Raw genomic sequence first — 274 nt, 5'->3', positions numbered from 1 at the left:
GGTTGCGCTACAGCGAGCAGGTGCGTACTGCGCGCCAGGTGCAACGGGATTACACCTTCACCAACCCGGCCTACCGGCAGGAGCATCGCGCAGAAGCCAGTGACCTGAAACATCAATCTACAGCGTACGAGTACTTCGACTACCCCGGCCGCTACAAGCGTGACGCTGTCGGCGTGCCCTTCACGGCCACCCGGATCACCGCTCTGCGCCATGATGCCCGCATTGCCGAAGTGGAAGGCGATGATGTGCGCCTGCAACCGGGGCTGAGTTTCAC

The 274-nt window shown here is 62.4% G+C and carries 1 protein-coding gene; it reads left to right on the top strand.

From position 1 onward, the window contains the following. A partial coding sequence (locus SB772_RS40845; protein WP_410838630.1) for a contractile injection system protein, VgrG/Pvc8 family occupies positions 1 to 274 on the top strand: 274 nt, incomplete at both ends.

Origin of the sequence: Paraburkholderia sp. SIMBA_030 (assembly GCF_046535245.1) — a bacterium.
In the GTDB taxonomy this organism is placed as follows: domain Bacteria; phylum Pseudomonadota; class Gammaproteobacteria; order Burkholderiales; family Burkholderiaceae; genus Paraburkholderia.
Note: the sequence above shows the minus strand (reverse complement) of the source record. Positions and strands in the feature narration are given on the sequence as shown.